The following is a 16,860-nucleotide window of genomic DNA, read 5'->3' on the forward strand; positions in this document are numbered from 1 at the left end:
GCAGACGCTCTACCGCACGTCGGGTGATTCGCCTATCGTCGACGCCCTGATCGACGCCGCCGAGGCCGGCAAGCAGGTCGTCGCGCTCGTGGAGATCAAGGCCCGCTTCGACGAGCAGGCCAACATCAAGTGGGCGCGCAAGCTGGAGCAGGCCGGTGTCCACGTCGTCTACGGGCTCATCGGCCTCAAGACGCACTGCAAGACGTGCCTGGTGGTGCGCCGCGAGGGTTCGACCATCCGCCGCTACTGCCACATCGGGACCGGCAACTACAACCCCAAGACGGCTCGGCTCTACGAGGACGTCGGCCTTTTCACCGCCGCACCGGAGATCGGTGCCGATCTCACCGACCTTTTCAACACTCTGACCGGATATTCACGCAAGCACACCTACCGCAACCTTCTGGTCGCCCCTGACGGCATCCGGGCGGGGCTCATCGAGCGGATCCAGAACGAGATCGACCTGCACCGCGGCGGCTCGTCGTCGGCACTGATCCGCCTGAAGGCCAACGCGCTGGTCGATGAACAAATCATCGACGCGCTCTACCGCGCGTCACAGGCGGGCGTGCCGGTCGAGATCGTGGTTCGCGGGATCTGCGCCCTGCGCCCGGGTATCCCCGGGGTCAGCGAGAACATCGTGGTCCGGTCCATCCTGGGCCGTTTCCTCGAACACTCGCGAATCCTGCACTTCGGCGGCCAGGACGAGTTCTGGATCGGCAGTGCCGACATGATGCACCGCAACCTGGACCGGCGCATCGAGGTCATGGCACAGGTCCGCGACGAACGGTTGACGCGCCAACTCGGCGAGATCTTCGACTCCGCACTCGACCCGCGGACCCGCTGCTGGGTTCTCGGCTACGACGGCCACTGGACCGCCTCGCCGGGTGAGGGTGCGGAGGTGCGCGACCACCAGACCGAGTTGATGGCACGGTATCGCCGGTCGGCGGCCGGAACGGTCTAGCGGTTAGAGCCATGAGTGTGCGCGCAGTCTGGGCCGGGGGCGGTGTCCTGTGGCGGCCATCGCCGAAGAATCCTTGCGGTGAGCCGGAGATCGCGGTGATCCACCGTCCCGCCTACGACGATTGGACGCTGCCCAAGGGCAAGGCCGAGTCCGGTGAGACCGTCTACGCGTGTGCGGTACGCGAAATCGCCGAGGAAACCGGCTACCACGTGGTGTTGGGCCGGCACCTGCGCCAAGTCACCTATGCGATCAATGGCGGCTCGAAACGCAAACACGTCCGGTACTGGTCGGCCCGGAAGGTCGGTGGCCGCTTCAGCCCCAACAAGGAGGTCGACGAACTCGTCTGGACGACGCCGGCAAGGGCGAAGGAGTTGCTGACCTACACGCTCGACCGGATGGTCGTCGACACCTTCCTCGCCGCACCCGCCGACCTCCACACGCTGCTCCTGGTGCGCCACGCCAAGGCTGGACGCCGATCGCGGTACTCCGGCCCTGACGCCCAGCGGCCGCTGGAGCGTGCCGGCCGCGCTCAAGCGCAGGCGCTCACGGACCTGTTGCCGCTGTTCGGCGCGCGCCGACTACATGCCGCCGACCGCCGACGCTGTATCCAGACGCTTGAGCCGTTGGCCCGGCGGCTCGGCGGCCGCGACATCATGATCGAGACCGCGCTCACCGAAGAGGCGTACGCGCTTGACCCCGAGCGGGCGTACAAGAGGATGGTCGAGCTCGCCGGCAAGACCGGCGCCGTCCACGTGGTGTGCAGTCAGGGCAAGGTGATCGCACCCTTGATGGAGTGGTGGTCGGTTCGCGACGGATTCGAGTTACCGTCCAATCGCAATCGCAAGGGCAGCACCTGGGTGCTCTCCGTCGACGCCGACGGTCGCGTCGTCGCCGCCGACCACATCGCCGATCCGCTGCCCGACTTCGAATAGCGGCTACTTCTTCGCCGGTGCAGTCTTCTTGGTAGGCGCTGCCTTTTTCGCAGGCGCAGCCTTGGTCGCCACCGCCTTCTTCGCGGGCGCGGCTTTCTTGGCCGGCGCCGCGGTCTTGGCCGGCGCCGCCTTCTTCGCAGGCGCTGCCTTCTTCGCGGGCGCCGACTTGGTCGCTACGGCCTTCTTGGCGGGCGCTGCCTTCTTCGCGGGCGCAGCCTTGGTGGCCGCGGTCTTGGCCGGCGCGGCCTTCTTCGCAGGTGCGGCCTTCGTCGCCACCGCCTTCTTGGCCGGCGCAGCCTTAGTCGTCGCAGCCTTCTTCGCCGGCGCAGGCTTGGTCGCTACAGCCTTCTTGGCCGGCGCGGCCTTCTTGACAGCTGCAGCCTTCTTGGCCGGTGCGGCCTTGGACGCCACGGCCTTCTTCGCGGGCGCCGCGTTCTTTGCGGGTGCCGCCTTCTTGGCGGGCTCAGCCTTCTTCGCCGGTGCCGCATCAACCGCCCCGCGCTTGATGGCGGGGATACCGACCGGCAGCTTCACCTTGCCGGCGATCACGGACTTGAACTGGGCTCCGGGGCGGAACGACGGCACGTTGACCGCTTTCACTTTCACCGTCTCGCCGGTGCGCGGGTTGCGGGCCACGCGCGGTGCTCGCTTGCGCTTCTCGAACACGCCGAACCCGGTAATGGTGACCTTCTCGCCCCGCTGCACGGCGCGCACGATCGTGTCGATGACCTGCTCCACGGCGTCGGTCGCCGTCTGGCGATCCGCCTTAAGTCGCTTGGTCAACTCGTCGATGAGTTCCGCCTTGTTCACTGAAGACCTCCCGCACTCTGAGTCCGACACGATGGGCAGCTCGATCACCTCAAAATGTGACCTGGCTAACACAACCGTAAACGTCGTGTTCCCAAACGTCCATCACGTCGAGCGGCGCGCCGCGCACAGCGCCAAGGGCCGAATCCTGTTGACCGGGACGCCATCTCAGCCCGCAGTGCCCGAGGACGACGACCGGTCAGAGCGTCGTCGGCTTGAATGCCGGGCGGGTTTGCTCGAACAGGTCGATCGCCTCGACCTCGCGCAGGGTGAGCCCGATGTCGTCGAGGCCCTCCATCAGTCGCCAGCGCGTGTACTCGTCGATCTGGAACGGCACGACGAGGTCACCTGCGGTGACTGTGCGATCGGCCAGGTCGACGGTCAGTTCCAGACCCGGTTCGTTCTCCAGCCGCTTCCAGATCAACTCGATGTCGCCCTGATCCACTTGTGCGGCAAGCAAACCCGCCTTGCCGGAGTTGCCGCGGAAGATGTCGGCGAACCGGGAGCTGAGGACGACGCGAAAACCGAAGTCCATCAAGGCCCATACCGCGTGCTCGCGCGAGGACCCGGTGCCGAAATCGGGCCCGGCGACCAGCACCGAACCGTGGTTGTACGGCTCGTTGTTGAGGATAAAGTCCGGATCGGTGCGCCACGACGAAAACAGGCCGTCCTCGAACCCTGTGCGTGTGACCCGCTTCAGGTAGACCGCGGGGATGATCTGGTCGGTGTCAACGTTGCTGCGCCGCAGCGGCACGCCGATGCCGGTATGCGTGGTGAGTGGTTCCATGTCTGGTGACTCCTCGAAAATTCTTGTGCGGCTACAGGTCTGCCGGCGCTGACAGGGTGCCGCGCACGGCGGTCGCAGCGGCGACGGCCGGCGAGACGAGATGCGTCCGGCCACCCTTACCCTGACGCCCCTCGAAATTGCGGTTGGAGGTCGACGCGCACCGCTCCCCCGGCGCCAGTTGATCGGGGTTCATACCCAGACACATCGAGCAGCCGGCCTGGCGCCATTCGGCGCCGGCGGAGGTGAAGATCTCACCGAGGCCTTCACCCTCGGCCTGCGCGCGCACCTTCATCGATCCCGGGACGATCAGCATGCGCACCCCGTCGGCGACGTGGCGCCCTCGCAGCACGTCGGCCACCGCGCGTAGATCCTCGATTCGGCCATTGGTGCATGAACCGACGAAGACGGCGTCGACGGGGACCTCGCGCAGCGGTGTCCCCGGGGTCAGGTCCATGTACTCCAGCGCCCGCTGTGCGGCCTGCTTGTCGTTGTCGTTGCCGAAGTCCTCGGGATCGGGCACGGCTGATCCGAGCGGCGCGCCCTGGCCCGGGTTGGTGCCCCATGTGACGAAGGGGGTCAGCTCGGAGGCATTGATGTGGACCTCGGCGTCGAACTCGGCGTCGGGATCGGTGCGCAGGCTGTCCCAGTACTGCACCGCCGCGTCCCACTCGGCTCCGGTCGGCGCGTGCGGGCGGCCCTTGAGGAACTCGTAGGTGATCTCATCGGGGGCGATCATCCCGGCGCGCGCGCCGGCCTCGATGGACATGTTGCACATGGTCATGCGCGCGTCCATCGAAAGCTTCTCGATGGCTGGCCCCCGGTATTCCAGGACGTAGCCCTGCCCGCCACCGGTACCGATCTTGGCGATGACCGCCAGGATGAGGTCTTTGCTGGTGACGCCCGGCGGCAGCTCACCGTCGACGGTGATGGCCATGGTCTTGAACGGGCGTAGCGACAGCGTCTGGGTCGCGAGGACATGCTCGACCTCCGACGTGCCGATGCCCATCGCGATCGCGCCGAATGCGCCGTGCGTCGACGTGTGGCTGTCACCGCAGACGACGGTCATCCCCGGCTGCGTCAGGCCGAGTTGGGGGCCTACGACGTGGACGATGCCCTGCTCGGCGTCGCCCATCGGGTACAGCCGGACGCCGAACTCCTCGCAGTTGCGCCGCAGCGTCTCCACCTGGGTGCGCGAAACGGGGTCGGCGATCGGCTTGTCGATGTCGACCGTCGGGACGTTGTGGTCCTCGGTGGCGATGGTGAGGTCGGTGCGGCGCACCGGCCGACCGGCCATCCGCAGACCGTCGAAGGCCTGCGGAGAGGTGACCTCGTGAACGAGGTGCAGGTCGATGTAGATCAGGTCGGGGTTGCGCTGCCCCGAATCGTCGACCTCGCCGCGTACCACGACGTGGTCGTCCCACACCTTCTCGGCGAGTGTGCGGGGCTTGGCCGGGCTGCTGCTCATGGCTCCTCGCTACTTCCCCCAACAATCGGGCTGTGACTGTTGGAATCTCACTATATGGACAGTTAGTATCGTCTTATGGGAAATCCTACCGCACCGGCGGCGGTCAGCGGAATCGGTGTCCTCGACAAATCAGTCACCGTCTTGCAGGCCGTCTCCACCCGGCCGTGCAATCTGGCCGAGCTGTGCGAGGCGACCGGCCTGCCCCGCGCGACCGCGCACCGGCTCGCCGTCGGGTTGGAGTCACACCGGTTGATCGCCCGCGACACGACGGGGCGCTGGCTGCCCGGTCCCGCCCTGCGCGAGCTGTCCGGCTCGCATGCCGACCGGATTCCCGACGCAGCGCTGGCGATCCTGCCGCGCCTGCGCGAGATCACCGGTGAATCAGTCCAGATCTACCGGCGCGACGGTGCCGAACGCGTCTGTGTGGCAGCGCTCGAGCCGCCCAGCGGCCTGCGCGACACCGTGCCGGTGGGCAGCCGACTGCCCATGACCGCCGGTTCCGCAGCCAAGGTCCTGCTGGCGTGGGCGCCCGAAGGCGTCCGTGCCCCGCTCCTTGACAACAGCGTATTCGCCGAACGCACCCTCGCCGACGTCCGCCGGCGGGGCTGGGCGCAGAGCGTAGCCGAGCGCGCCGCTGGCGTGGCGAGCGTGTCGGCACCGGTGCGCGACACCGACGGTGAAGTAGTCGCCGCGATCTCGGTGTCCGGGCCGGTCGAGCGCATCGGCCGACGCCCCGGCGCGCGGTGGGCCGCCGACCTGGTTGCCGCTGCCGAGGCCCTGCAGGAACGCTTGATGCTCGCGGAGGTGTGACGGGCGTCGGAGGTCGGCGTCTATGGTCGATGCCATGGGCATCAACCAACGCAGCCAGATTGTCATGTCCGACGAGGAGATCGCCGACTTCCTCAACACCCAGCGGACCGCCACGCTGGCGACACACGGTCCTGACGGATCAATCCACCTGGTCGCCATGTGGTACGGCGTCATCGACGGCGAGGTGTGGATCGAGACGAAACTCAAGTCGCAGAAGGCGGTCAACCTGCAGCGCAATCCGCGGTGCTCGATCTCGATCGAAGCGGGCAAGACCTACGACCAATTGCGCGGCGTCGCCATCGAGGGGATCGCGGAGATCTTCGACGACGCCGAGACCATCCTCGCCACCGGCATCAGCGTCTGGGAGCGATACAACGGCCCCTACTCCGAAGAGGTGCGCCCGATGGTCGAGCAGATGATGAACAAGCGCGTCGCGATCGTCATCCGGGCCGATCGCGTCCGCAGCTGGGACCACCGCAAACTCGGCCTGCCCGCGATCCCGCTGAGTGGTACGACCGCGCAATACGTCGAGTGAGCCCGATCTAGCGCCGAGCGAGCCCAATCCGACGTCGACCGAGCCCAAATCCCCGTCGGTTGAGCCCAATCCGACGTCGACCGAGCCCAAATCCCCGTCGGTTGAGCCCGCGCGCGTCAGAAGTCGTCGTACAGATGCGCGTGGCGCTTGCAGAGATAGATCGCCGAGTACTGCAGGAACCGATGACCGTCGTCGGCAATCGCGCCGTCGGTTGTGTTTCCCCCTGGATAGAACGCGCGTGCCGCGCGCATCGCGTCGGTCGGCGATCGATCCAACTCCGCGCACGCCCGATAGCCCGACGCGAGCACCTGAGGGTCGGTGGCGAATCGACCGCCCGGAATCACGTAGTACGGCAGGTTCGCGCGGACAACTTCGACGAATCGGACCTCGTCGGCCGGACCGTCGGCGCCCGCCACTCCCGGATGCGGAAAGAGGCACAAGCTCAGCGCGGCAACTGCCGCCCAAACGGCGCGGGTGATCAGCGTTGTTCGATTCATACCTTGCTCGTTCCTAGGTCGTGGGCTCGGTCAGCGGGATCCTGGGCTCGGTCGGCGAAAAACCAAAGCGCCCCACCGGAAAACCGGTGGGGCGCCTCGCTTGTACCCCCTACGGGATTTGAACCCGCGTTACCGCCTTGAGAGGGCGGCGTCCTAGGCCGCTAGACGAAGGGGGCCTGAACTCACTTCTCGACTCGAACCACCCCGTTACCGGGATCAGCGCGACCGTGAAGTCCGCTGGGGTACCAGGACTCGAACCTAGAATGGCTGAACCAGAATCAGCTGTGTTGCCAATTACACCATACCCCAATGGGTTTCCGATCCCCGGGTGTTACCCCCGGGATGAGGACCGAGAAGTAGGTTAGCAGGATGGCCCCCAAATAGCACAAACGCGCAGGCCAGCGCCGCTATCGGGCAAACTTCGCCTGGGCATCCCGGAGACGGGCGAGCGACTTCTCGGCGCCCAGGACCTCCATCGACTCGTACAGCGGCGGACTCACCGCGGCCCCGGTGACCGCGACGCGAACAGGGCCGAACGCCTTGCGCGGCTTGAGCTCCAGTCCCTCGACCAGTGCAGACTTGAGGGCCTCCTCGATCGTCGGGGTGTCCCACGGCGACAACCCGTCAAGCGCGGTGATCGCGGCGTCGAGCACCGGGCTGGCGTCGGCACCGAGGTTCTTGGCCGCCGATGCCTCGTCGACGACGAACTCATCGTCGTCGACGTAGAAGAACTTGATGAGGCCCCACGCGTCGCCGAGCACCTGGATGCGCGTCTGGATCAGTTCTGCGAGCGCGCCAAACGCCGGCGCGGTGACAGCGGCGTCGTCGAGGTGGCCCGCATCGACGAGGTACGCCCCGAGACGCTGTGTGAACTCCGCCGGCTCGAGCATCCGGATGTGCTCGGCATTGATCGCTTCAGCCTTCTTCTCGTCGAAGCGTGCGGGGTTGGAGTTGACGTCGGCGACGTCGAAAGCCTCGACCATCTGCCCGAGGGTGAAGACGTCGGTGTCGCCGCTATAGCCCCAACCGAGCAGCGCGAGGTAGTTGAGCAGGCCTTCGGGCAGGAACCCGCGGTCGCGGTGGTGGAACAGGCTCGACTGTGGGTCGCGCTTGGACAGCTTGCGGTTGCCCTCCCCCATCACGAACGGGAGATGACCGAAGCGCGGTACCCCGTCGGCGATGCCGATGCGCTCCAGCGCACGGTAGAGCGCGATCTGTCGTGGAGTCGAGGACAGCAGGTCCTCACCGCGCAGGACGTGGGTGATCTTCATCATCGCGTCGTCGACCGGGTTCACCAGCGTGTAGAGCGGGTCGCCGCTACCGCGGGTCAGGGCGAAGTCGGGCACGGTACCCGCCTTGATCGTCGTCTCACCGCGCACCAGGTCGTCCCAAGTGAGGTCCTCGTCGGGCATACGCAGACGCACGACGGGGCTGCGGCCCTCTGCCCGGTATGCGGCACGCTGCTCGTCGGTCAGGTCGCGGTCGAAGTTGTCGTAGCCGAGCTTCGGGTCGCGCCCGGCCGCCTTGTGCCGCGCCTCGACCTCCTCCGGGGTGGAATAGGCCTCATACGCCTCACCGGCCTCGAGCAGCTTGGCGACGACGTCGAGGTGGATCTCGCGGCGCTGGCTCTGGCGATACGGGCCGTAGGGGCCGCCGACCTCGGGTCCCTCGTCCCAGTCCAGGCCGAGCCACCGCAGTGCGTCGAGGATGGCCGCGTAGCTCTCCTCGCTGTCGCGGGCGGCATCGGTGTCCTCGATACGGAACACGAAAGTGCCGCCGGTGTGCCGCGCGTACGCGTAGTTGAACAACGCGGTGCGGACGAGCCCGACGTGCGGGGTGCCGGTGGGCGACGGACAGAATCGGACGCGAACAGGGCTGGTCATGCCGTCAACGGTAGCGAACACCGCCAAACGGCTTTACGCCCATCGGTGTCAGTGCTGACCGAGGAACTCCAACAACAATTCGTTGACCCGTGCGGGCTGCTCCAGGTAGCCGAAATGGCCCGCCTTCTCGACGACCTCGTAGCGCGCCCCGGGGATCGCCTCGGCCACCTCGCGGGCCAGGAACGCCGGCAGGGTGCGGTCGTCTTCGAACCCGACGACGAGCGCTGGGCGGGTGATCCCGCGGTAGGCCGCCAACCTATCGATCTCCCCCTCGTGCAGGCCCAACTGCGCCCGCACGCCCGGCGTGACCCGCTGCGGCGAGAATTCGATGATGTCGAGCCAGTCCCGCGCGGCTCGGTCGTCGGCCAGCGTGTGCGGCGACAGGTTCATGTGTGCGGTGACCGCTGCGGCATAGTGCTTGGGCAGCTCGATGCCCTGGTCATAGAGCGCCCGCTCACCGGCACCGAAGGCTGCGACGAGCGGTGTGGTGCGGCCGTAGGTGCCCAGCATCGACGCCGAGCGCACGACGTCCGGGCGCGCGAGCGCCAACTCCTGGGTGATGCGCGCGCCCAGTGACGTCCCGACGACATGTGCCGACCCGATGCCCAGGTGCTCGATGAGGGCGGCGGTATCGGCGACCATGTCGTTGATCGTGAAGCCCTCGGCACACTCCGACGACGGGGCGATCCCGCGGTTGTCGAAGGTGATTACCCGATACCCGGCACCGATCAGGGCCGGCGTCTGGTTCGCCTTCCACACCCGACCGGGGCTTCCGGTGCCCATCACCATCACGACCGGATCGCCGGTGCCGCCGGAGTCCTCGTAGGACAGCGTGATCCCGTTGATCTGTGCGCTGACGGGCGGGCCCGGCCGATGACCGCGACGATGCGGGCTCATTTGTCCACCACCGGGTTCGAGAGGGTGCCGAGGCCCTCGATGGTCACCGAGACGCGTTCCCCGGCGACCATCGGGCCGATGCCCTCGGGGGTGCCGGTGAGGATCACATCGCCGGGCAGGAGCGTCATCACGCGCGACACCCATTCGACGATCTCGCCGACGCTGTGCAGCATCAACGAGGTCCGCGACTGCTGCTTGACCGTCGTCTGACCGTCGAGACCGATCAGCTCGGTGCGGATCACCGCGTCGGACGGGTCGAAGTCGGTGTCGATCCACGGTCCCAGCGGGCAGAAGGTGTCGTACCCCTTGGCACGGGTCCACTGGCCGTCGATCTTCTGCTGATCGCGCGCGGTGACGTCGTTGGCGACGGTGTAGCCGAGGATCGATGCGGCAGCGTCTCCGGCGCGCACGTCCTTGCACGGCCGCCCGATCACGACGGCCAGCTCACCCTCGTAGTCGACCCGGTCCGACGACGGCGGCCGAACGATGGGCGCCTCGGGTCCGATGATCGCGGTGTTGGGCTTCATGAAGATGACCGGGTCCGCGGGAGCTTCGGTACCCATCTCGGCAGCATGGGCGGCGTAATTCTTGCCGATGCAGATGACCTTGGTGGCGAGGATCGGGGCGAGGACCCGCACGTCGGCGAGAGGCCAGGTACGGCCGGTGAATGTCGGAGTGCCAAAGGGGTGTTCGGCGATCTCGCGGGCCGTTTCTGCCCCCGATTCACCTTCGATCGCCGCGAAAACCACCCCGTCGCGGGTGGCGAGTCGTCCTAGTCGCATTGGGCCAGCCTATCGTCCCATTGGACGGGAACGCGAATGCGCAAACAGCTCGCGGAGTTCTACACTGTGAAATGAACGTCCCACTAGTTGGGACAGCGTTCGGAAACCAGATTTGCCGAACTAGCGGGTTCCCGCAGGTAGCGGACCAGACACGACGAAAGGGAGTAGACCTTGCAGTCAACATCGGGCACCGTGTCTGACGCCCGCCGCTGGGTGATCCTGGCCACGTCACTGTTGGCCGCAATGGCGACAACGTGCCTGGCCAGCGGCGTCGCCTTCCTGATCCCACGGCTGCACGCCGACGGTATGAGCCTGCCCGCGGCGTCGGTCTTGGCGTCGGCGCCGATGGTCGGGATGGTTGCGACGACGGTGCTGTGGGGGTGGGCGCTCGACCGGGTCGGCGAGCGGCGCATCCTGCTGCTGTCGCTGTCGCTGACCGTTGTGGCGACGGCAGCGACCACCGTGGCATCGGCCCTCGGAGCACCGACCTGGGGGCTTTGGCTGGGCCTGTTCACCGGTGGCGCGGTCTCCGCGTCGACGAACGGCGCGAGCGGGCGCATCGTCGTCGGGTGGTTCCCGGCGCATCAGCGCGGCACCGCGATGGGCATCCGCCAGATGGCGCAGCCGCTGGGCGTCGGCGTCACGGGTCTCACGGTCCCCGTTTTGGCGCAGCACTTCGGAGCGACGGCGGGATTCGCCGTCTTCGTCGTCGTCGCAGTCATCGCCCTGGCCGCTACGGCATTGACAATCGTGGACCCTCCCCACTCGACGTCGGCGGCCGGAACCGACGCCCCGAACCCGTACCGGCGCACCAACTTCCTGGTGCGGGTCCACGCGGTGAGTGTCCTGCTGGTGGTGCCGCAGGTCGCGTTGTGGACATTCGTGCCAGCCTGGTTGATGATCGCGCGGCACTGGCCGCCGCTGCAGGCCGGCGTGGCGGTGACCGCGACGCAGGTCGTCGCCGCGCTGGGCCGCATCGCCGCGGGCCGCTGGTCGGATCGGTGGGGTTCACGCATGCGCCCGATCCGCATCATCGCCGCGCTGGCCGCACTCCTGATGGCGGCCCTGGCGGCCACCGACGCCATCGGTTCGCCGGTCGCGGTCCTGGTCATGGTCGCCGCATCGATCGTGGTGGTCGCCGACAACGGTCTGGCGTTCACCGCCATCGCCGAGTACGCGGGCCCGGCGTGGAGCGGCCGCGGCCTGGCCATCCAGAACACCAGCCAGTACATACTCAGCGCCGCCGCGGTCCCCTTGATCGCGCGGATCATCGAGGGCCACGGATACGCGTGGGCCTATGCCCTGTCCGCGGTGCCTCCGCTGCTCGCGCTCGCGCTGGTTCCCCGCGACCCGCAGTAAGCCGCCGCTATTTCGTCAACCCAGCATCGACCGACGCTGGGTTGACAAAACCGCGATGGATTCAGCCTCTCACTGTGATGCCGAGATCAGCAGTTGAGCTGTTCAGCAAGGTCGTTTAGATCCTTGGCGTGAAAGTCGTTTTGCGGTGAACCCGAATCATCCTTGGGGACATTGCCCCATTCCTGCGGACGTTCGATGAACGCCGTGCGTAAACCGAAGCTGCGGGCCGCGTCGAGATCGGATTGGTGGGTGGCCACCATCAGCACCTGACCGGGCTCGACCTCCATGAGTTCGGCGAAGCCGCAATAGACTTCGCGGGCCGGTTTGTAGTGGCGCCACAGATCGGAACCACCGATGAAATCCCAGCCAAAACCATTGCGCTTGGACATCTCGGTCAGCATCGCGACACTGCCATTGCTCAACGCGCAAACTGTGAACCGCGTGCGCAACCGCGCCAGACCACCGGCAACATCAGGCCAGCCGGGGATCTCGCGCCACGCCCGCACCAGTCGCAGTGCGTCGTCGTCGGCGATGGTGACGCCCAAGTCTGCTGCCACCTCGTGCAATGTCTCGGTCTGTAGGTCGTCGAGACCACGCCACGGCAGCTCACCGGACTCCACCCGGGCCAAGATCACGACGTACTTGCCGCGCCAGCGCCACGCGAACTCGGCGGCGTCGACGCCGGGTACGGCCGCTGTGACCGCCCCGGAAATGCCGGTGAACCAATCGGTGACAGTACCGAACGTGTCGAAGGCAAGGACGCGGATGTCGTCGGTCATCGGTGAAGCCTACGCGCCATGCACCAACCCACCCCCGTTTCGTCAACCCAACATCAGCCGACGTTGGGTTGACGAAACGGTGATGGATTCAGACCTGCAACTAAGTAGACGGCCCTGCACGTCGACGGTGGTCGAATGGAACCGTTCGATACCGGCCTGCGTCTAACCCCGCATGACCGCATTCCCTGTCGACCGCCACGGCCTGATCCGACGTCCCACCGCCCTCGCGTTCGACATCTCCGACGACGAACTGTGCGCGGCGGTACGACGCGGCGCACTTCTGCGCCTCACCCCGGGCGTGTATGTGCCGAACAGCAAGGCGTTCGACGACGCGAAGGGCCGCGAGGAGCTGTTCCGCTTGCAGTCGATCGCCGTGGCCACGTCCTGCGCCGACCACGCTCTGCCACTCAGTCACACCTCAGCTGCGGCGGTCCATCGACTTCTAACCCTGTCGCCGGACCACCGTCGCGTGCACGTGACCACGACCGATGGGCGTGGCGGCGGGATCCGTTCGAACCGCCACGTCCACCAGTCGACCCTGCGCGACGACGAGGTCGTGAGCGTCGACGGTGTCGCGGTCACTTCGCTGGCGCGCACCGCCGTCGACGTCGCGACGATGGGCAGTTTCGCCCAAGCACTCACCGTGTTCGATTCGACGCTGCGACGAGGAGCCGACCGCGACACGATGCACGATTCCCTCACCGGACCGCGACGAGGAGTTCGTCCGGCCCGACGCGCCATCGACCTCGCCGACGGCGAGTCGGAGAGCGTCGGAGAATCGTGGAGTCGCGCGCAAATCCTTACCGCTGGCCTCCCCCGGCCCCGCGTACAGCAATGGGTCCGCGGCATCAGTGGCCGCGAGTATCGCTGCGACTTCGGTCTGGGCCCCAGGCTCGTCGCCGAGTTCGACGGAAAGATCAAGTACGGCCGCTTACTTCGCCCCGGAGAGGACATCGCCGATGTCATCCTGCGCGAGAAAGCGCGCGAAGACGACATCCGGGCGGCCGGCTACATGATGCTGCGCTGGACGTGGGGCACGCTGCGCGACGGCTCGCTGCTCGGCATCCTCAACCCGTGGCGTTCCCACATGCACCAACCCACCCCCGTTTCGTCAACCCAACATCAGCCGAAGCTGGGTTGACGAAACGCGGTGGGGTTGAGGTCTACCGGGCGGCGCAGACGGCGTTGACCAGGCCGGCGGCGGTCGCGGCGTCGTCGACGACGACTACGACCACTCCACCGCCGTCGCGCTTGATGAGCAGCAACGCACTCCCCGACCGTAGGACGAATCCCTTGGTGCCCTTGCGAGGACCGGTGACGCCCACGCGATAGCCGTACCCGCCGTAGTCCCGCAGGGCGTTCACCTCGACGACTTCGGCGTGGTCGATCTCGTCCATCGCGACGGTGATCTTGGGCCAACCCAGGCCCGAACGGATCGTCACACCCTGCCGGTTCACCGTCACGCGCACCGACCACATCACCGCGCCGATGAGCACGAGGATGAGCGCAACTACGAAAAGCAGGCGCATTCCGGTCACCCAGCCGACGACACACAGTGGCACTGCGCTCACGGCAATCAGGGCGGCTGTCGCCAGAGTCGATGATGCCCGCCGCGTCCAGACGAAGCGCTCCCCGTCCCGCAACGGCGCCACCGGCCGTTCACCGTCGCCCGACGGCGAGTCCGGCTCGCTCCACTGCGGCACCAGCCGCGTGAGCAATGCACCCACCACCACGCCGGCCACGATCGCCGGCACGATCGACCACGGCGAGAAGGTGGCCAGTGCGGCGTCGGCCAGACCCCGCTGACGGCCCACCATCGTCAACACGAGGACGACGATTCCGGCCGCCAGCCCCGCGATCCCGCCCGTCACCCACTGGGCTAGTGATCGCGGCACCGCGGTCATCAGGAGCGCGGCGCCGACGGCTGCACACACAGCGCCGACGATGAACGGCTGGGCGATCACCCAGGGCAGCGACGTGAAGCCGTCGGCTTCCGACGTGCCGAAGTGGGTGGCCACCGGATCGGGCAGGCTGTCGCGCCACTGTGCGATGACCACCGACCCGATCGCGCCGATCACCACGCAAGTCAGCGCGAGCTGGATGATCAGCCGCAGGCGCGGCATGGTCGTGGTGGTCGGGTCGGCGCTCATCGGGAGCTCCTCTCGTTGATGGTTTGGATCAATGACTCGGTGCTGACCCCGTGGCGTCGTGCGACGTCGAGGACGTGGTCGACGGCGTCGGCCAACGCGGCGGTCGTGGCGGCGTTATCGGCGACGACGGCACCGCGACCGCGGCGCAGCTCAATGACGCCCTCGTCGCGCAGGGTTTGGTAGGCGCGCAAGACGGTGTGCATGTTGATATCGAGCGACGCTGCGACGTCGCGGGCCGTCGGGAGCCGTTCACCCGGGCCCACTTCCCCACTGCGCACCGCCCCGCGCACCGAGGCGGCGACCTGCTCATGCAGCGCGGCCCGGTCTGCGGGATCGATCCGGATCAACATGACTTGATTCTATAGTTCTATTGTAAATAGAACAATAGCCAAAGGTCTAACCCTGGTTTCGTCAACCCAACATCGATCAACGGTGGGCTGACGAAACCGTGAGGGGTGACGCGGCGAACGGAACCGTTCGACGTCGGGCTGCGTCTAAACGACTATGACGACTTCCATCGACGATTCAGAGTGGGTGCAGTTTGCACCCATCGGCGTAAAATGAGAGACATGTCCAAGGTGATCCAGGTGCGAGACCTCTCGGACGAGACACACGAGAAGCTCGTGCAGGCCGCAGCCGCCCGCGGGTTGTCCTTGACGCGCTACATCCGGGCCGAGCTGGAAGCCATCGCCAGACGCGAGGCCGCGGCCCAGCACAACGCCGAGGTGATCCGGAAGACCCAGGCAGGCATCGGCTATCCCGACATCGCCGACGCCGCCATACGAGCGGCAACCGACGAGGGCCGGCCCTGACCCGATGAAAGTCATCGATTCCAGCGTGGTCGTCGACTTGCTGATCAATGCCCTGGACTTCGACCAAGTCGGTGACGAAGTGCTTGCCGCGCCACATCTCCTCGACAGCGAGGTCATCAACACGCTGAGGAACCTGGTACGTAGCGGCGCCCTCACGCCAAAGCAGGGCGAGACGGCCTTCGCCGGCTTCTTGGGCCTGCACCTGGACCGCTATCCGGCGCAGGACTTGCGGCCACGAATTTGGGAGTTGCGACACAACCTCTCCGCCTATGACGCGACCTACGTCGCACTAGCCGAGTCCCTCGGTGCCACAGCACTACTCACCACCGATGCGCGACTGGCCAATGCGCCAGGAGTGACATGTCCCGTCGAACTGCTTCGCCGGAGGTAGGGCACGAATCCCCCGCCATTTCGTCAAATCAACAGCAATCGACGGTGGGTTGGCGAAAACCCTGAGGGATTCCTGCGCGGTCAGACGCTCGCCGGCTCCAACGGCCCGCAGCGCACGCCGTAGCGCTCACGGACCGTATCCATCGCAGCCTTCTGGCGCGGGCGAAGGCGCTTGCGCAAAGCGAGGAATCTCAACCCGCCGAACAACTGCCGCGGTTTGGGGTACCAGAGGTCGAAGGTCAACCCGCAGTCGTTGAAGACCGAATTGGGTACGACGTCGGCGATAGGACCCAAGTTGTAACTCGTCTGGGCGTACAACACCCAGGGCAACTCCTCCGGGGCGGCCTTGGCGAGAGTGTAGAAGTCGATCTCGTAGAGCGGTACTTCACGGGCTTTGTCGAGGAGGAACAGGTGAGTCACGTAGTACCCGATGAAGGACGACAGGACGAAGGTCGCAACGCGCGGCTGGATCCGCAGGACCGAGCCACGCGGCGATACATAGGGGGCCGGGGCGAAGCCATCGGGTGACTCCCAGAGGTACCCGGTGCAATTGACGATCCAACTCCCAGTCGGAATCGTCACGGTTCGACCGCTCCGGAAGACCAGTTGCACATCATCGCCCAGATCGACTGCGTCGACGAGGTGGTCGACATGGATCGCCCGCAAGTCCGCACGGAGACGATCCATCTCCGCTAGGGAGACGACGCCGAACAGGTAGTGCCGCGGCTGATCGACAAGACTGATCAGCGTCCCGTCGGCGATGAACTGTTGAAGGACATCGTGCCCGTTCGTCCCGGTGTACCTGCGGGACACGGCTTCGGAGATCTGCAGGCTCCGCACCCCACTGAACCAGCGGTCGATAGCGCCGTCGGGGAACGCCCTGTCACGGTTGATGAAGGCGGTTCCGGATCCGGCGACCAGGTGGACCTCGCGACCCGGGTACCGCGTCACGAGGGCAAGCGCGGTATCCATCCCGGTCTTGCCACCGCCGATGACCCAGATCGGCTCCCCCCCCCC

The 16,860-nt window shown here is 66.7% G+C and carries 17 protein-coding genes, 2 tRNA genes and 2 pseudogenes; 8 read left to right on the top strand and 13 right to left on the bottom strand.

The window, feature by feature from the left end; all coding sequences use genetic code 11:
- Nucleotides 1-958, top strand: a pseudogene (locus B4L26_RS10150) (polyphosphate kinase); the annotation flags it as partial.
- A gap of 11 nt (nt 959-969) precedes the next feature.
- Entirely contained in the window at nt 970-1,890 is a 921-nt protein-coding gene (locus B4L26_RS10155; protein WP_290718619.1) for an NUDIX hydrolase, read from the top strand.
- A gap of 3 nt (nt 1,891-1,893) precedes the next feature.
- Here the strand turns inward: B4L26_RS10155 and B4L26_RS10160 are convergent, their stop codons facing one another.
- The 3 genes from B4L26_RS10160 to leuC form a co-directional block, all read right to left on the bottom strand.
- Nucleotides 1,894-2,700 (bottom strand): HU family DNA-binding protein, encoded by an 807-nt coding sequence (locus B4L26_RS10160; protein ID WP_290718621.1) that lies wholly within the window; start codon nt 2,698-2,700, stop codon nt 1,894-1,896.
- 196 nt (nt 2,701-2,896) lie between these two features.
- Complete coding sequence (gene leuD / locus B4L26_RS10165; protein ID WP_290718623.1) at nt 2,897-3,484, bottom strand: 3-isopropylmalate dehydratase small subunit; 588 nt, start codon at nt 3,482-3,484, stop codon at nt 2,897-2,899.
- 31 nt (nt 3,485-3,515) lie between these two features.
- On the bottom strand, nt 3,516-4,949 hold the full coding sequence (gene leuC, locus B4L26_RS10170; RefSeq protein WP_290718625.1) for a 3-isopropylmalate dehydratase large subunit: 1,434 nt from the start codon (nt 4,947-4,949) through the stop codon (nt 3,516-3,518).
- A gap of 75 nt (nt 4,950-5,024) precedes the next feature.
- Between leuC and B4L26_RS10175 the strand changes: the two genes are divergently transcribed.
- Nucleotides 5,025-5,759 carry an IclR family transcriptional regulator gene (locus B4L26_RS10175; RefSeq protein ID WP_290718627.1) on the top strand — a complete coding sequence of 245 codons (735 nt, stop codon included), beginning with the start codon at nt 5,025-5,027 and terminating at the stop codon, nt 5,757-5,759.
- 34 nt (nt 5,760-5,793) lie between these two features.
- Nucleotides 5,794-6,294, top strand: coding sequence for a pyridoxamine 5'-phosphate oxidase family protein (locus tag B4L26_RS10180; protein WP_290718629.1), 501 nt, complete (start codon nt 5,794-5,796; stop codon nt 6,292-6,294).
- 116 nt (nt 6,295-6,410) lie between these two features.
- Here B4L26_RS10180 and B4L26_RS10185 read toward each other — a convergent pair whose 3' ends face one another.
- The 6 genes from B4L26_RS10185 to B4L26_RS10210 all read right to left on the bottom strand — a co-directional run bounded on the left by B4L26_RS10185 (nt 6,411) and on the right by B4L26_RS10210 (nt 10,353).
- Nucleotides 6,411-6,791, bottom strand: coding sequence for a hypothetical protein (locus tag B4L26_RS10185; protein ID WP_290718631.1), 381 nt, complete (start codon nt 6,789-6,791; stop codon nt 6,411-6,413).
- 103 nt (nt 6,792-6,894) lie between these two features.
- A tRNA-Glu gene (locus B4L26_RS10190) sits at nt 6,895-6,967 on the bottom strand.
- Nucleotides 6,968-7,028: 61 nt separating this feature from the next.
- Nucleotides 7,029-7,100 (bottom strand) — tRNA-Gln (locus B4L26_RS10195).
- Between the two features lie 98 nt (nt 7,101-7,198).
- Nucleotides 7,199-8,674, bottom strand: a complete 1,476-nt coding sequence (gltX, locus tag B4L26_RS10200; RefSeq protein WP_290718633.1) for a glutamate--tRNA ligase — start codon at nt 8,672-8,674, stop codon at nt 7,199-7,201.
- 48 nt (nt 8,675-8,722) lie between these two features.
- A complete protein-coding gene (locus tag B4L26_RS10205; RefSeq protein WP_290718635.1) occupies nt 8,723-9,571 on the bottom strand; it encodes an alpha/beta fold hydrolase in 849 nt (282 codons plus the stop codon).
- Nucleotides 9,568-10,353, bottom strand: a complete 786-nt coding sequence (locus B4L26_RS10210; protein ID WP_290718637.1) for a fumarylacetoacetate hydrolase family protein — start codon at nt 10,351-10,353, stop codon at nt 9,568-9,570. The genes B4L26_RS10205 and B4L26_RS10210 overlap by 4 nt, the downstream gene beginning before the upstream one ends.
- Nucleotides 10,354-10,596: 243 nt before the next feature.
- On the opposite strand from B4L26_RS10210, the gene B4L26_RS10215 reads away from it, so the two are divergent.
- The gene (locus B4L26_RS10215; RefSeq protein WP_290718651.1) at nt 10,597-11,712 is read left to right on the top strand and encodes an MFS transporter; all 1,116 of its coding nucleotides are present in this window, start codon (nt 10,597-10,599) and stop codon (nt 11,710-11,712) included.
- An 86-nt stretch (nt 11,713-11,798) separates the two neighbouring features.
- Here B4L26_RS10215 and B4L26_RS10220 read toward each other — a convergent pair whose 3' ends face one another.
- Nucleotides 11,799-12,491 carry a haloacid dehalogenase type II gene (locus tag B4L26_RS10220; RefSeq protein ID WP_290718639.1) on the bottom strand — a complete coding sequence of 231 codons (693 nt, stop codon included), beginning with the start codon at nt 12,489-12,491 and terminating at the stop codon, nt 11,799-11,801.
- 172 nt (nt 12,492-12,663) lie between these two features.
- Between B4L26_RS10220 and B4L26_RS10225 the strand changes: the two genes are divergently transcribed.
- Nucleotides 12,664-13,632, top strand: coding sequence for a hypothetical protein (locus tag B4L26_RS10225; RefSeq protein ID WP_290718641.1), 969 nt, complete (start codon nt 12,664-12,666; stop codon nt 13,630-13,632).
- A 22-nt stretch (nt 13,633-13,654) separates the two neighbouring features.
- On the opposite strand, the gene B4L26_RS10230 is transcribed toward B4L26_RS10225, so the two are convergent.
- Nucleotides 13,655-14,641, bottom strand: a complete 987-nt coding sequence (locus B4L26_RS10230; protein WP_290718643.1) for a DUF1648 domain-containing protein — start codon at nt 14,639-14,641, stop codon at nt 13,655-13,657.
- A complete protein-coding gene (locus B4L26_RS10235) occupies nt 14,638-14,991 on the bottom strand; it encodes a GntR family transcriptional regulator (protein WP_290718645.1) in 354 nt (117 codons plus the stop codon). Before B4L26_RS10235 ends, B4L26_RS10230 begins: the two co-directional genes overlap by 4 nt.
- Nucleotides 14,992-15,210: 219 nt before the next feature.
- On the opposite strand from B4L26_RS10235, the gene B4L26_RS10240 reads away from it, so the two are divergent.
- Nucleotides 15,211-15,453, top strand: a complete 243-nt coding sequence (locus B4L26_RS10240) for a FitA-like ribbon-helix-helix domain-containing protein (RefSeq protein ID WP_290718647.1) — start codon at nt 15,211-15,213, stop codon at nt 15,451-15,453.
- A gap of 4 nt (nt 15,454-15,457) precedes the next feature.
- Nucleotides 15,458-15,844, top strand: a complete 387-nt coding sequence (locus B4L26_RS10245; protein WP_290718649.1) for a type II toxin-antitoxin system VapC family toxin — start codon at nt 15,458-15,460, stop codon at nt 15,842-15,844.
- A gap of 80 nt (nt 15,845-15,924) precedes the next feature.
- On the opposite strand, the pseudogene B4L26_RS10250 reads toward B4L26_RS10245, so the two are convergent.
- Nucleotides 15,925-16,860: pseudogene (locus tag B4L26_RS10250) on the bottom strand (potassium transporter); the annotation flags it as partial.

The sequence above is a fragment of the Gordonia sp. UBA7599 genome (assembly GCA_002477755.1).
Taxonomy (GTDB): domain Bacteria; phylum Actinomycetota; class Actinomycetes; order Mycobacteriales; family Mycobacteriaceae; genus Gordonia.